Source organism: Hyphobacterium sp. SN044 (assembly GCF_021864465.1).
GTDB lineage: Bacteria > Pseudomonadota > Alphaproteobacteria > Caulobacterales > Maricaulaceae > Hyphobacterium.
On sequence record NZ_JAKKUV010000007.1, the window covers coordinates 57,643 to 71,995 of the forward strand.

Below are 14,353 nucleotides of genomic sequence, written 5' to 3' on the forward strand. Positions count from 1 at the left end.
TCGGGGAGAAACATGGACGGATTTTTCGACGCGGCCACGACCTTCAGTGACTTTCTGTGGGGTGGCACGTGGGGCGACCAGCGCATTCTGCCGGTCGGCATCATCACCATCGCCCTTCTGGGCACGGGTCTCTACTTCATGCTCATGCTGGGATTCCGGCCGCTCAAGCGGCTCTTCCCGGCGATGGGCGAGTTGTTCACCGGGGGCCGGAAAGGCTCCGGGGAAGGCGAAATCACGCCCTGGAACGCGCTGTCGACCGCGCTATCGGGTCAGGTCGGCACCGGTAATCTCGCCGGCGTGGCGACCGCCATCGCGCTTGGCGGGCCGGGCGCGATCTTCTGGATGTGGATTACCGCGATCGTCGGCATGGCGGCGGCCTTCGCCGAATCGAGCCTTGCCGTGCGCTACCGCGAGAAGCATCCCGACGGCCATTTCCATGGCGGTCCGATGTATTACATCAAGAACGGTCTCGGTAAGGGCTGGGGCTGGCTCGCCATTCTCTTCTGTCTCGGCACGCTGCTCTCGGCGGTCGTGACCGGCGGTGCGCTGCAGGCCAACTCGGTGACGCAGTCCGCCGTCGAGGCCGCGACCACGCTGGGCATCACGCTGCCGAACTGGGCGGTCGGGGCCTTCCTCGCGGCGCTGGTCTTCCTCGTCATCATCGGCGGCATCAAGTCGATCGGCAAGGTTGCCGGCAATCTCGTTCCGCTGATGGCGGGCGCCTACATCCTTGCCGCGCTCTACGTGCTCGTGACCCATGCCGACCACATTCCGGGCGCGTTCGGACAGATTTTCGGCCATGCTTTCGGCCTGCAACAGGCCGCTGGCGGCCTGGCGGGCTATGGCGTGCTTGCGGCGATCCGCGCCGGCGTGGCACGCGGCCTGTTCTCCAACGAGGCGGGTCAGGGCTCGGCCCCGATCGCCCACGCTGCGGCGCAGACCAAGAACCCGATCAAGCAGGGCGAGTTCGCCATGCTCGGCGTGTTCATCGACACGATGATCATCTGCACCATGACGGCGCTGGTGATTCTCGTCGTCGAGGGGGCCTATCCGTCAAACGGCACGACCGTGCCCTACGCCTGGATGTCGACCGAACTCGAAGCCTCGGCCATCACCACGGCGGCCTTCTCGACGGGCATGCTCGGCGGTGCATGGGTCATCCTGGCGGCCCAGGGCCTGTTCGCCTTCACCACCATCATCGGCTGGTCCTACTATGCCGAACAGTCGGTGACCTATCTGGTTGGCGACTGGGCGGCGCGGCCCTTCCGCTTCCTCTGGGTGGCGGTCGCCTTCATCGGCACGCTGATCATCAATGTCGATGGGCTCTGGCGCTTCGGCGACATCGCCAACGCCTCGATGCTGCTGCCGAACGTGGTGGCCCTTCTGATGCTGTCGGGTGTTGTCATCGCGATGACGCGCCGCTTCGACAAGACCGGCGAATTGCCGCCGAACTGGGCCGGTGACCACTGGGGCAGCGAGCCTCCGGCACCGGGTGAGCCCGATCCTTCCGATCCGGAGGATCCGACCTACACGCCGCCGAAGAACTAAGGCGGTTCTGAACAGGAAAAGCCCCGGCGGAAACGCCGGGGCTTTTTCTATGTCAGGGCCTTGAGTGCCGCCTCGACATGGCCGCCGAACTGACCCCAGCGCTTGTAGGCCAGCGCGTCGTCGGACGCCGCCCGCCAATTCCTGGCAAAGGCGTCCCGGTCTTCCGGGTCGGCCAGGGCCGTTGCAATCGGGTCAAGGCAGATGCGGATGCAGAACAGCACCGCGCCGGTCTCTTCGAGCCGCACCAGCGTCTGGCGTTCGACCCGCAGATAGAGGTGATCGACGGCGTCCCTCAGCGGCAGCGCCTTCAGCTGTTCGCGCATCGCCGAACCGTGCGGCCACCACCGCTCCGAGCCGATCTGGACCGTCCAGTTGAAGCGCTCGAACACACCGCCGGCCGGCATACGGTCGAACACTTTCGCGATCTTGGAGGCGAGCCCCGGCACACCGCCCGGCACGGGCGTGTGCAGCGCGAACAACTCCTTCCCGAAACTGTCTTCCAGCGAGAAGAAGGTCGGCTGGGTCAGGAGAAGCGCCGTCGCGGTCCAGCCCGAACCCCGGTTCTCCATCACGACGAGATCGTCACTGACCAGCCGTCCGGCGCGAATCAGGTCCGGCTCGTCCCGGTCCGGTAGTGGCTGGCCGGTCGCCTCGGCGACCCGGCGCAGCGTTTCGGCCTCGGCCGGCGCGGCCTCGGGCAGGCCGCGATAATAGCGCTCGGGATCGGCATCGAGCCGGCGGTTCTTCTCCGGTAGCCAGTGGGCGTCCGGATCGGGCGACAGCCAGCGTTCGGGTTCGATCTGCCGCAGCGCGACCTGAAAACGCGGCGGGCCGTCATGGAAGGGCTTGTAGGGCGGTCTGATCATGCGCGTCGCACCCGGTGCAAAAGCCAGATCGCCGCGAATCCGAGCGCGATCCCGATCGCATCGGCGGCGAGATCGGCCAGCGACATCTCCCGCTGCAGGACGGGCGAGGCCTGTACGATTTCGATCAGCCCGCCATGGGCCATCAGGACCGCCGCACCGAGCCATCGCGAAAGCCCCGGCCAGCCGAGCCGCACCAGTCCGGCCAGTGTCGCGAAGGCGGCGATATGCTTCAGCTTGTCGGCCCCGAGCAGAACCGGCGGCATGGCCGGACCCGGCGTCAGGGCCAGCGCGGTAATCGCGATCAGCGCGATCCAGAAAGCCGCGCGGATTGCTTGCCGCAGCCAGACGCCCTGCCTAGTTTGCCGGTCAGCCTGAACGGGATTCGACATGCCTTTCGACCTTTCCGACATCGACCGCCTTTCCGCGCCGCGCACCAATTGGACCCGCGAGGAGGCCGCCGCCGTCTACCGCGCTCCGTTTAACGACCTGATCTTCGCCGCGCAAAGCGTGCATCGCCGAAACCACAATGCCAATGCGGTCCAGAAATCCCAGCTGTTGTCGATCAAGACCGGCGGCTGCGCCGAGGATTGCGGTTATTGCAGCCAGTCCGCCTTTCACGACACGGGGCTGAAGGCGTCCAAGCTGATGCCCCTCGATGACGTGATCGAGGCGGCAAGACGGGCCAAGTCGGGCGGGGCGACGCGCTTCTGCATGGGCGCGGCCTGGCGCGACCTGAAACCACGCGACGAGAAGGCCGTGTGCGACATGATCGAGGGCGTGAAGGCGCTGGGGCTCGAGACCTGCGTTACGCTCGGCATGCTGAAGGAGGGCCAGGCCGAGACGCTGAAACGCGCCGGACTCGACTATTACAACCACAATCTCGATACCAGCCGCGAATATTACGGCTCGGTGATCACCACCCGCACCTATGACGACCGGCTCGACACGCTGGCCAGGGTCCGCGATGCGGGCATTTCGATCTGCTGCGGCGGGATCATCGGCATGGGCGAGAGCGAGGACGACCGCATCGGCCTCCTGATGGAGCTCGCCAATCTCGATCCGCACCCGGAAAGCGTGCCGATCAACCATCTCGTCCCGGTCGGCGGAACGCCGCTGGCGCATGCCGAACCGCTGGACGGTCTCGACTTTGTGCGCGCCATCGCGGCGGCGCGGATCATGATGCCGGAATCGACCGTGCGCCTTTCGGCCGGCCGCGAAGGCATGAACCGCGAACTGCAAGCGCTCTGCTTCCTCGCGGGCGCGGGCTCGATCTTCGTCGGTGAGGAATTGCTGACCACGCCCAACCCGGACCTGTCGGCCGATACCGGCATGTTCGACGCGCTGGGCCTGACCGCGGCGGAGTGAGTTCGCCCTCCCCCTTGAGGCTTTTCCCCTCGAAACGCTCCAATGGAGCGTTTCGAGGGGAAAAGGGCCGTGAGGCTGAGCGTCAGCTAGCCGACCGGGGTGGGGGTAATTTCAATCGCCTCTCTCTGACGTTCCCCGGTTTCGCGTAGCGAAGACCGGGGTCCAGAAGTTACAAGACACGGATTCCGGACCGGCTCCGCCGTCCGGGAAACGTCAAGAAATGCTATGATCCGTCACCCCACCCCGCTCCCGACTTCCTTCCGGAAGCCGCTCGCGTCCCTCCCCTTCAAGAGGAGGGGAGGTGACGCGTGTGACCTAAGCCACCCCGATCCGCGGCGGGCCGCCCTCGGCGGCTTCCGACGGGCCGAAGGCGCGGTCGAGCAGCACGGTCGAGGCATGCGCCAGATCGATCGCGGCGGTGAGGTGTTCGAGCACCTTCACATTGTTCGCCAGCACCTGCAGCGCCTCGGGCCGGTGGTCCTCGGCGATCTTGGTGCAGCGCTTCAGCACGTCCGACCGGAGATCCATCAGGATATCCTCGAGCTTGCGCCCGTTCGGATTGCTGTCAGAGACGAGAAAGCGTGTCATGACGCCCTCCTTTCCCAAAAGAGACGGAAAGCCTGCATGCCGACTGGTTAAAATTGCGCTGATGCCTTGCCCCGGCAGGGGAAAGACGCCAGCTTTTCGGCAAACACGGTAAAGGGAGCGATAATCATGACCGAGCGCATCGGGGCCGAAGCCGCCCTTGGCAAGCTGAGCGGCTGGAGCGCGGTCGATGGACGCGACGCCATTCGAAAGGTTTATGAATTCGGTGATTTCAATGCGGCCTGGGGCTTCATGTCCCGCGTCGCGCTGAAGGCCGACCAGATGGACCACCACCCCGAATGGTTCAATGTCTACAACAAGGTGGATGTGACGCTCGCCACCCATGATGCCGGCGGCGTGACGGAGAAGGACGTTGTCCTCGCCCGCTTCATGGACAAGGTCGCGTGAGCCGCAAGCTCGCTCTCGTCACCGGCGCATCCGGGGGTATTGGTGAGGCCTTTGCGCGTGAACTCGCGAAGCGTGGCTACGATCTGGGCCTGGCCGCCCGCTCGGTGGAGAAGCTGGAAACGCTTGCTACAGAATTGCGGGGCCAAGGCGTCGAGGCCCATGTCTTTCCCGCCGATCTCAGTGCGGCGGACGGACCGTCGAAACTGATGCAGGCCGTCCACGAGGCCGGGCTGAGGGTCGATCTTCTGGTCAACAATGCGGGCTTCGGTGATCTCGAACCGTTCGACCGGGCCGATGCCCCCAAGCTGACGGAGATGATCGATCTCAATGTCGGGGCGCTGACCGGGTTGTCGCATGCCGTCACGCCGGGCCTGATCGAGCGCGGCCGCGGCGGCATCATCAATATCGCCTCGACCGCCGCCTTCCTGCCCGGACCGGGCATGGCGACCTATTACGCGACCAAGGCTTTCGTCCTGTCGCTGTCGGAAGCCCTGCATGTCGAGATGGAGCCGAAGGGCATCACCGTCACGGCCGTCTGCCCCGGCCCGACCTGGTCGGGATTTCAGGAAAAGGCCGACATGGAAGGCTCGAAGCTTCTGAAGGCCTCGCGCATGATGACGCCGGACGCCGTCGCCCGGATCGGCATGGACGGGTACGAGAAGAAGAAACGCGTCGTCGTCACCGGCGTGTCGAACAAGATCACGATCGCGATCGCCAAGCTCACGCCCAAATCGATCCTGATGAAGGCGATCTCGGGTCTGCAGGAAAAGCCCTAGCGCCGCCGCGCCGCCCGCATCGCCAGTTTCAGGATCAGATCCCCGACCAGGCTTTCCGCCGGACTGCCGGTCGTCTTGACCGCCCGCTCGGTGTCGAGCGCGGCTTCCCGGGCGGCCTCGAGGCCCGCCGTGCGCCAGATTTCGACCTGGCGGCCGAAAATCGCTTGTGAAGGGCCGAAGCGCGGGGCGCCGAACCGCTGGGCCGCTGCGGGGCCGCCGCCGGCATGTGCCTCGCCGATCAGGTCGAGCCGCCGCTGGATCGCGCGCAATATGCCGACCGGATTGTCCCCGGCGGCCAGAAGCCGCGCATAGGCCCGGTCCGCCGCTGCGACATCGCCGGCCAGCGCAGGTTCGACCAGCCGGTCCATCGCATCCTCTCCGCCCGCCGCGGCGATCGCGCGAATGTCCTCGGCGGTGACGAGATCATCGCCCTCGGCGCGCTGGCCGCGCAAACCCTTGTAGAGCAGAAGCTTCTCGATCTCGGAGCGAGCCACGCCCCGGTCGCCTTCCAACTGCGGGATGAAGAGCGCGCGCGCTTCCGGGTCGAGCGACAGGCCTTCCGCGGCCAGCGCCTCGTTGACGAGGCTCGCCGTGTCGGCGGCGCTGTCGGAATAGCAGGGCACGGCCAGTGCGATGCCGCTGGCCTCGACCGTCTTGCGCAGCGCGTCGCCACCCTTCAGATCCCCGGCTTCGATGATGAGGCGGGCCTCGGCCTGGTATTCGCCTTTCTCTAGGTCTTTCAGATAATTGGCGGCCGGGGCGCTGCCGGTCGAAAGGCGCAATTCCACGAGCCGGCCCCCGCCCATCAGCGACATCGCCGCCATGGCATCGGCTAGGCTCGCCGGGTCGGACTTGATGTCGTCCTCGGTCAGGCGCGTGACGGAAAAATCATCGCCATCCGGCAGGAGTTTCTTCGCCAGTTCGGCCGCGCGTTCGCGCACCAGGCCCCGGTCGGGTCCGTAAATCAGCCAGGCCCGGAAATCGCCCGGGCGGGCAATCGCGCCGGCGGCTTCGCGGGCGCTCGCCTTCATCTAGTTGCCTTCTTGCGTCCGCAGGAAGCGCGCGACCTGGAGCGTCAGCCGGTTTGCCGCCGCGCGCGCCGCTAATTCCTCGCCCTCGCGCTGGCTCGCGATCGCGGCATAGGGCTGGGACGGAATGTTGTACGTGCCTGATCCCGAGACCGACCCGTCGAAGACGGGTTCGGCATTGCCCGTCTCGAAAATCTGGTAGCTGACCGTCAGATTGAGGGCGTAGCGCGTGGCGAGGCCGTCTGCGCCGATCCCGGTCCCGACCCGCTGGACGTCGACCGGTTCCAGTACGAGCCGGTATTGCCCGCCCGACCGGAAGCTGTTGCGCAACTCGTCGCGCAGCAAATAGTCGAGCCGTGTGTCGCCGGTCTGCTCAAGGCTGACCCCATCGAGCGAGACGCCCGAAGGCCCGCCATAGAGCGGCTGAAACCCGCAGCCCGAAAGGGCGATCGCGCTGGCCGCCAGAGCGGCGGCGAGAAGAGTCCGGCGATGCATGCGTCTACCCCGCGACGATATTGACGATCCGGTCCGGTACCACGATCACCTTGCGCACTGTGAGCCCTTCGAGCGAGCGCGCAACCCCGGCCTCGGCGAGCGCGGTGGCTTCAACGGCGTCGGACGGCGCGCCGCGCGCCACGACGATCTCGCCGCGGCGCTTGCCATTGACCTGCACCGGCAGGGTGACGCTGTCCGCCGTGATGAGGGCCGGATCATAGTCGGGCCAGCCCTGCGTGGCCACAAGGCCTTCGCCGCCGATCCGCTCCCAGCAGGATTCCGCCAGGTGCGGCATGAAAGGCGAGATCAGGCGCGCCATCAGGCCGAGCGCTTCGCTGCGCGCGGCAATGGCGGCATCGCCTTCGCCCTTGTGACGGCGGATCTCATTGACCAGTTCGTGGATGCTGGCGACCGCCGAGTTGAAGCGGAAGCCCTCGATCGCGTCGGACACGTCCTTGACCGCACGGTGGACCGTGCGGCGCAGTTCGAGATCCGCGCCGTCGCAGGCCGGAACGTCCGCCGACGGCGAAGGCGCACCCTGCGGGTGTCCGTCGCACAGCGCCCAGACCCGCTGGATGAAGCGCCAGACCCCGTCCACGCCCTCGGCGGTGTATTCCACATCGCGTTCGGGCGGCGAATCCGACAGCACGAACCAGCGCGCCGCGTCGGCGCCGAAATCCTCGATGAAGGCGTCGAGATCGACGACATTCTTCTTCGACTTCGACATTTTCTCGAGCTGACCGACAGACACCGTCTTGTTGGTCGCGATCTCGACGGTCTGCCCGTCCCTCTCCTCGACCTCGTTCGGCCCCAGCCAGCGGCCATCATCGGACCGGTAGGTCCGGTGCGTGACCATGCCCTGGGTGAACAGGCCGGCGAAGGGTTCCCCGGACGGCAGGTCGATCAGTCCGGCATCGCGCAGCGCGCGCGTGAAGAAGCGCGCATAGAGCAGGTGCAGGATGGCGTGCTCGATCCCGCCGACATACTGGTCGACCGGCATCCATGCCTTCGCGACCTCGGGGTCGAAGGGAATGTCCTCGCGCCACGGCGAGGTGAAGCGCAGGAAATACCAGGACGAGCATACGAAAGTGTCGAGCGTGTCGGTCTCGCGCCGCGCCGGCGCGCCGCATTCCGGACAGTCGACATGGCGCCAGCCATCGTGACGGTCCAGCGGATTGCCCGGCTTGTCGAAGCGCACATCGTCCGGCAGGCGGACCGGAAGCAGCTCTTCCTGGACCGGGACGACACCGCAATTGTCGCAATGGATGATCGGGATCGGGCAGCCCCAATAGCGCTGCCGCGACACCAGCCAGTCGCGCAGGCGATAGGTCGTCGCGCCTTCGCCGAGCCCGACTTCTTCCAGCTTCGCAATGGCGCGATCGATGCCTTCCGCCGTCGTCAGACCGTCGAGGAAGCGCGAATTGTAGAGCGTACCGTCGCCGGTATAGGCCTCGTCGGTAATCTTGTGCGTCTTCGGATCGGCGTTCGGCGGCAGCACGACCGGCGTCACGGGCAGATCGTATTTGCGCGCGAAGTCGAGGTCGCGCTGGTCGCCCGCGGGCGAACCGAAGATTGCGCCCGTGCCATAGGTCGACAGCACGAAATTCGCGGTCCAGACCGGAAGCTCCCAATCCTTGTCGAACGGGTGACGGACTTTCACGCCGAGATCGAGGCCGCGCTTGGGGGCCTTTTCGATCTCTTCCTCGCTGACGCCGGTGCGGCGGCAATAATCCTGGAAGGACTCGACCGAAGGGTCTTCCGCGCCGAGCGCATTCGTCACTGCGTGATCGGGGGCCAGCGCCAGGAAGCTGGCGCCGAACAGCGTGTCGGGGCGCGTGGTGAAGACCTCGATGCCCTCGCAGCCGAACCGTCGGGCATCATCCTTTTCCACGAAGGGGAAGAGGATGCGCGCGCCGCGCGACTTGCCGATCCAGTTCTTCTGCATCAGCCGGACCTTGTCCGGCCAGCGGTCGAGCGTCTCGATCCCTTCGAGCAATTCGTCGGCATAGTCGGTGATCTTGAAGAACCACTGGTCGAGTTCGCGCTGCACGACGATCGCGCCGGAGCGCCAGCCGCGCCCGTCGACGACCTGTTCGTTGGCCAGCACGGTCTGATCGACCGGGTCCCAGTTCACCTTCGCCTTCTTCCGCACGACCAGGCCGCGCTCGAAGAGCTTCAGGAAGATGGCTTGCTGATGCTTGTAATAGTCCGGCTCGCAGGTCGCGATCTCCCGCGTCCAGTCGATGGCCAGCCCGAGGCGCTGCAGCTGGCCGCGCATGACGCGGATGTTTTCCAGCGTCCAGTCGCGCGGATGCACGCCGCGTTCGCGGGCGGCGTTCTCCGCCGGCAGGCCGAACGCGTCCCACCCCATCGGGTGCAGCACGTCGAAGCCCTTGGCGCGCTTGTAGCGGGCGACAACGTCACCCATCGTGTAGTTGCGCGAATGGCCGACATGGATACGCCCCGACGGATAGGGGAACATCTCCAGGACATAGTATTTCTCCCGGTCCGACTGGGTCGGATCGGCGGCGGCGTCAACGCCGGCTTCGGCCCAGGCGGCCTGCCATTTCGGCTCGGCCTCGCGGGGATTGTAACGGGTCATGATGACGGCGCCCTCAACAGGTCAGGGCGCGACCGGAGATCCGGCGCCGGCTTATTCGGTTTCCAGGTTGGAAATCCGCAGCTGGCGGGCGCGGGTCAGGATCGCGTTCTCGATTTCAACGGCGGTTTCAGGGCTCACGGCGGCATCGATCCAGCCACCGTTCTCCTGCTGCTCCTGGCGGAAGACGCGCACCGATAGCGCGTCGGCGCGAAGCCGCGTGTCGAGGATATAGACCGTGACCTTGAAGCGCTCGGTCGTCATCTCCGGATTGGCGTACCAGTCCGTGATGATCACGCCGCCGAACGGATCGACTTCCTGCAGCGGCATGAAGCTGATCGTGTCGAGGCTGGCGCGCCACAGATAGGAATTGACGCCGATGCCGGCGACTTCGTCGGAACCGCCGCCGCCAAAGCTCGGGATGCGAAGCCCGCTGCGGCCCTCGGACTCGGCATTGTCACCGCCCCCGCCAAGCGAGGAACAGGCCGGCGAAAGGACGAGAATCGAGGCGAGAATCGCCCACAGGATCGGCTGACGGACAGGCATCGTGAAAAGGCTCCTTGAAACGGCGCGAAACCAGAGCATGGAACGCGGCGGCGCCGCAAGACGGGACCGCTCTATAACATGCAATCCGTTCAGTGCCAGCGCCGCGATGCGTTCGCAGGTGACATCTTAATCTGTGGCGGGAACGACACAGCTGCCATCTTCCTGCCGCATTTCATGGCGGGCGCGCTTGACCGGAGGGGGTCGGCTGGCGTGTTTTCATGCCCGAACGTCCGGGGGGACGGGGCCGACCGGTGAGGCCGCGAGCGACCATGAAGCGGACGACGGCAGTTTCATACTCCGCCATCCTGCTCTCGACAGTCCTCGCGGCCACGCCATCGCCCGCTGCGGCTGTCATACTTCAAGACCATCAATGGGGTCCGTTCGAGATCGAAACCGGTCTCGACCTGACCCTTGCCGCCGGCGCGGGCGATACCGATCCGGTTCATGACGGCCTCCTCGCCGAACTCGACGCCTTCCTCGACGCCGAAGCCATCACCGATGACGGGCTGCGCTATGGCGCGCGCTTCCGCCTGCGGGCCCAGCGTGACACTGGCCGCTCCGGTTTCGCCGACAGCGTGGGTGATTGCACCGATGCCGCGGCGGGCTGCCCCGTCAGCGGCACGGTCCTGCAGCGCTCCATCGCGACCGGCCGTCATGTGTCGGCTTCCCGGCCGGATGAGCCGGGCCGCGTCGCCCTGGAAAGCGCGCATCTCTTCGTGCGGGGCGGTTGGGGCGAGGTGCGCGCCGGTCTGACGCCAGGCGCGGCGGCGATGGAAGCCATTCCCGCCGTCACGGCCATGCGCAGCCTCGCGCTCGATGGCGGCACGCTCGATCCGGGCGGCCATGCCGCAATCCGGACCGTGAATGACGCGTCCGGCTTCGGGCCGCGAATCGCGGTGCAGAGCCAGCGCATCGTCGGCTTCCGTCTGTCCGCCTCCTTCGCGGCGGAAACGCAGGGCTGCGGCGTCGATGTCTGCGTCCGGGGCCGGCAGGCCGTATCGGTACCGGGCACGCCCGTCACGGCCCTGGCCGGCAACCGGCTCGACAATGCTGCCGAGCTCGCCGTCTCCTTCGATCATACCTTTTCGCGCGAAACCCGGTTCGAGGCCGCGCTATCGGCTCTGACCGCCGACCCCTCGGATCCTGCGGCGCCAGGCGGCTACACTGCCGTACAGGCGGGTGTGCGGGTGGAGCGGGAGGACTGGCTGTTCGGGGTGTCGGCGCTCGATGCGGAGACCTATTCCGCCCTGACGGCGGGACTCGCCCGCGATTTCGGCCCGTGGCGGGTCGGGATCGAGGCCGGCCTGTCGGATGACAGCCTGATCCACGAATCGCAGCGCGCCATTCAGGTCGGTGTGTCGCGCCTCGTCGGCGATCACGGCCTGATCGGGGCTGCCCTGCGCCGGGAAGAGACCGGATTCGCCTTGCCTGGCGGGCCCGGACAGCGCCTGTCCGGCGAGCGCGAGGACGTTTCCCTGCTGATCGAGGCGGGCCTGCGCTACTGATTGCGGCCCCCGTCCGCGAAAAGAAGCATGGATTCTGCGCAACACTTTCCGGCGAGAGTCGTTTCATCCCTGAAAAGGGCTTCGATTCACCCGGTCATGTCGCTATATTGACCAACTGGAAGGGACCAAAACCATGACCAGTCGGGTCTACCAAATTGGTTTTGCAAGTGTTTTCGCCGCTGCCACGCTCTGCGTGACGGCGCCGTCCGCCTTTGCCTTCCAGGAACAGACCAGCGAAACCGGCTCCGCGGCGGTCCAGCCGTGGTATGAGGCCTTCACCTTCGCCACGTCCGACAACGTGCCGAATGTCGCCTTCGACAACCCGGAAACCCAGTTCGAGTTCAACGCGACCGAACGCTGGGGCTTCACGCTGGGCCTCGATAACGATCCAAACGAGCGCTACGACCTCGACAGCTTCTCGGCCGGCGCCTTCGTCAATGTCGGCGAACGCTTCCGCTTCGGCGGCGCGGTGCGCTTCACGGCGCAGGAAGACTTGCTGACGGGCACGCTGGCCGATGACGAGCGTGCGCCCGAGGTCAAATTCGAATCCGCCCTGCGCTTCTAGACGAAGCGCCCAGCCCGCGTGTTCGCCCGGCCCGAGCGCCGGGTTTTTTATGGCCCGGATTCAGTACGCTGCGGATACTGCGGCGACCCCCGAAAAGCCCAGCCCTGAAAGCCGAGCCGCCCGTTCCGGCGTGATGCCGCCGAGCGCATAGACCGGCGCCGCGACGGACCGGGCGATCGCACCGGCGCGCCAGATCCCGATGGGGCGTCCGGCGCCGGGGCTCCGGGTCGGAAACACCGGCGACAGCAGCACGGCATCGGCGTCCAGCCGGGCTGCCCGCTTCGCGCCGCGCCGCGAATGCGCCGAAGCGGTCAGGATCAGGCCCGAAGGATGCCGCGTCCGGGCCTGACCGATCAGGCGTTCCGGCCAGTGCACCCCGTCCGCTCCGCATTGCAGGGCGAGCGTCGGATCGGCGGCGATCAGGAGGATCAGCCCCGTCCGGTCGGCGATGCGGCGCAGCGCATGCGCCTCACGTGCGGCCTCCGGGCGGCCGAAATGCCGGTGGACCAGCACGGAACGGGACGGGATGGATTCGGCAAACGCCTCGATATCGGGATAACGGCGCGGATCGGTGAGCACGATCAGCGGCGGCAACGGGCCGGGCGACCCCCGCGCCACGCGCGCCGCGGCCCTTGCCAGCGCCCGGCCTGCGTCATACCACCCGCCCGTCATGACCGATCTTGTCCCCGATATTGCCGCCGAAATCGCGGAGCGCCGCACCGCCATCCTGCAGCGCATCAGCGCCGCCGCGCAAACCGCCCGTCGCAGTGCGAGCGATATCGCGCTGGTCGCCGTCTCGAAAGTCCAGCCGGACGACCGCGTCGACGCCATGCTCGCGGCGGGTCAGCGCGTGTTCGGCGAGAACCGCGTGCAGGAAGCGCAGGCGCGCTGGACCGAACGGCGGCAGCGATATTCCGACCTCGAACTGCGCCTCGTCGGGCCGCTGCAATCGAACAAGGCCGGCGACGCGGTCGCCCTGTTCGACGTGATCGAGACGCTCGACCGCGACAGCCTCGCCAGGGCGCTGCGCAAGGAGATGGACAAGCAGGGCCGCACCCCGCGCCTCTACGTCCAGGTCAATACCGGCGAGGAAAACCAGAAATCCGGCATTCCTCCGCAGGAGGCCGTGGCATTCGTGGAGCGTATGCGTCTGGAGTACGGCTTCGACATTGACGGCCTGATGTGCATTCCGCCGGTCGGCGAACCGGCCGGCCCGCATTTCGCCCTTCTGGCGGATCTCTCCCGAGCCTGCGGTGTTGAAAAGCTGTCCATGGGCATGAGCGGCGATTTCGAAACCGCCATCCGCTTCGGCGCGACCTCGGTCCGGGTCGGAACCGCCCTGTTTGGTGAACGCGGCTGAACCTCTCCGCAATGTGATCACGCGTCGCGCAAGATTCAGATTGCCGGAATCCGCGGCGCATGCGCTCCTGCAAGAATGCTCGACCTCGGCCTTCTGCCTCTCTTTATGGCCGGTGCCTTCGCCCTTGCGATCGCGCCAGGCCCCGACATGGCCTTCACGCTGGCGACCACCGCTTCGAAGGGCTGGCGCGCGGGCCTGATGGCCCTGGCTGGGATCAATCTCGGCGCCGCGAGCTGGACGCTCGCCACCGTCCTGGGCCTCTCGGCCATGCTGGCGGCAACGGAACACGCCCTGACCGTCGTGCGCTGGATCGGCGGGGCCTATCTCGTCTGGCTCGCCATCCAGACCATCCGCAAGCTGGATGCCTTGCCCGAGGGCCGGGCGGCGAAGGGCATGTGGCCAGCCTTCCGGCGCGGCTTCCTGACCAATTTGCTCAACCCGAAGGTCGGCCTCTTCTACATGGCCTTCCTGCCGCAATTCACCAATGCGGAGATCGGCCCGGTCTGGATCCAGATGCTGACGCTCGCGGCGATTTTCTTCGTGATCGGCGATCTGGTCCTGCTGACAGTCGTTCTCGCCGCCGGGGCCGCGCGGTCCCGGCTCGAACGGTCGGCGGCCTGGCGACGCGCTCTCAACGCACTGGCCGCGACCGCATTCGGCGGACTCGGTTTGCGCTTGCTCATCGCCCGCGATGCGGGGTAAACGGC

16 protein-coding genes are annotated in these 14,353 nt (G+C 66.7%); 8 read left to right on the plus strand and 8 right to left on the minus strand.

What is annotated here, in order from left to right; genetic code table 11:
• The first annotated feature begins 12 nt into the window (after positions 1-12).
• On the plus strand, positions 13-1,548 hold the full coding sequence (locus tag L5876_RS10720; protein ID WP_236956353.1) for a sodium:alanine symporter family protein: 1,536 nt from the start codon (positions 13-15) through the stop codon (positions 1,546-1,548).
• Positions 1,549-1,595: 47 nt separating this feature from the next.
• On the opposite strand, the gene L5876_RS10725 is transcribed toward L5876_RS10720, so the two are convergent.
• The gene (locus L5876_RS10725) at positions 1,596-2,414 is read right to left on the minus strand and encodes a heme-dependent oxidative N-demethylase subunit alpha family protein (protein ID WP_236956354.1); all 819 of its coding nucleotides are present in this window, start codon (positions 2,412-2,414) and stop codon (positions 1,596-1,598) included.
• Positions 2,411-2,803 carry a hypothetical protein gene (locus L5876_RS10730; protein WP_236956355.1) on the minus strand — a complete coding sequence of 131 codons (393 nt, stop codon included), beginning with the start codon at positions 2,801-2,803 and terminating at the stop codon, positions 2,411-2,413. Before L5876_RS10730 ends, L5876_RS10725 begins: the two co-directional genes overlap by 4 nt.
• Here L5876_RS10730 and bioB point away from each other — a divergent pair.
• Complete coding sequence (gene bioB, locus L5876_RS10735; protein ID WP_236956356.1) at positions 2,802-3,779, plus strand: biotin synthase BioB; 978 nt, start codon at positions 2,802-2,804, stop codon at positions 3,777-3,779. The two genes, L5876_RS10730 and bioB, sit on opposite strands and share 2 nt — an antisense overlap.
• A 315-nt stretch (positions 3,780-4,094) precedes the next feature.
• On the opposite strand, the gene L5876_RS10740 is transcribed toward bioB, so the two are convergent.
• Positions 4,095-4,367: a histidine kinase gene (locus tag L5876_RS10740; RefSeq protein WP_236956357.1), complete on the minus strand. Its 273-nt coding sequence runs from the start codon at positions 4,365-4,367 to the stop codon at positions 4,095-4,097.
• A gap of 126 nt (positions 4,368-4,493) precedes the next feature.
• Here L5876_RS10740 and L5876_RS10745 point away from each other — a divergent pair, with 126 nt between their 5' ends.
• Positions 4,494-4,772, plus strand: a complete 279-nt coding sequence (locus L5876_RS10745) for a 4a-hydroxytetrahydrobiopterin dehydratase (protein WP_236956358.1) — start codon at positions 4,494-4,496, stop codon at positions 4,770-4,772.
• The gene (locus L5876_RS10750; protein WP_236956359.1) at positions 4,769-5,548 is read left to right on the plus strand and encodes an SDR family oxidoreductase; all 780 of its coding nucleotides are present in this window, start codon (positions 4,769-4,771) and stop codon (positions 5,546-5,548) included. Before L5876_RS10745 ends, L5876_RS10750 begins: the two co-directional genes overlap by 4 nt.
• Here the strand turns inward: L5876_RS10750 and holA are convergent.
• From holA to L5876_RS10770, 4 genes are read right to left on the minus strand one after another with little or no spacing between them, the layout of a single operon-like run.
• On the minus strand, positions 5,545-6,579 hold the full coding sequence (holA, locus tag L5876_RS10755; protein ID WP_236956360.1) for a DNA polymerase III subunit delta: 1,035 nt from the start codon (positions 6,577-6,579) through the stop codon (positions 5,545-5,547). The two genes, L5876_RS10750 and holA, sit on opposite strands and share 4 nt — an antisense overlap.
• On the minus strand, positions 6,580-7,071 hold the full coding sequence (gene lptE / locus L5876_RS10760) for an LPS assembly lipoprotein LptE (protein ID WP_236956361.1): 492 nt from the start codon (positions 7,069-7,071) through the stop codon (positions 6,580-6,582).
• A 4-nt stretch (positions 7,072-7,075) separates the two neighbouring features.
• Positions 7,076-9,673, minus strand: a complete 2,598-nt coding sequence (gene leuS, locus L5876_RS10765) for a leucine--tRNA ligase (RefSeq protein ID WP_236956362.1) — start codon at positions 9,671-9,673, stop codon at positions 7,076-7,078.
• 51 nt (positions 9,674-9,724) lie between these two features.
• Positions 9,725-10,216, minus strand: coding sequence for a DUF3576 domain-containing protein (locus L5876_RS10770; RefSeq protein WP_236956363.1), 492 nt, complete (start codon positions 10,214-10,216; stop codon positions 9,725-9,727).
• 269 nt (positions 10,217-10,485) lie between these two features.
• Between L5876_RS10770 and L5876_RS10775 the strand changes: the two genes are divergently transcribed.
• Positions 10,486-11,721 carry a porin gene (locus L5876_RS10775; RefSeq protein ID WP_236956364.1) on the plus strand — a complete coding sequence of 412 codons (1,236 nt, stop codon included), beginning with the start codon at positions 10,486-10,488 and terminating at the stop codon, positions 11,719-11,721.
• A gap of 133 nt (positions 11,722-11,854) precedes the next feature.
• Positions 11,855-12,286 carry an NtrZ family periplasmic regulatory protein gene (locus tag L5876_RS10780; protein WP_236956365.1) on the plus strand — a complete coding sequence of 144 codons (432 nt, stop codon included), beginning with the start codon at positions 11,855-11,857 and terminating at the stop codon, positions 12,284-12,286.
• Positions 12,287-12,346: 60 nt separating this feature from the next.
• Here the strand turns inward: L5876_RS10780 and L5876_RS10785 are convergent, their stop codons facing one another.
• Positions 12,347-12,958, minus strand: coding sequence for a thiamine phosphate synthase (locus L5876_RS10785; protein ID WP_236956366.1), 612 nt, complete (start codon positions 12,956-12,958; stop codon positions 12,347-12,349).
• Between L5876_RS10785 and L5876_RS10790 the strand changes: the two genes are divergently transcribed.
• Entirely contained in the window at positions 12,957-13,646 is a 690-nt protein-coding gene (locus L5876_RS10790) for a YggS family pyridoxal phosphate-dependent enzyme (RefSeq protein WP_236956367.1), read from the plus strand. The two genes, L5876_RS10785 and L5876_RS10790, sit on opposite strands and share 2 nt — an antisense overlap.
• 75 nt (positions 13,647-13,721) lie before the next feature.
• Entirely contained in the window at positions 13,722-14,348 is a 627-nt protein-coding gene (locus L5876_RS10795; protein ID WP_236956368.1) for a LysE family translocator, read from the plus strand.
• The last annotated feature ends 5 nt before the right edge of the window (positions 14,349-14,353 follow it).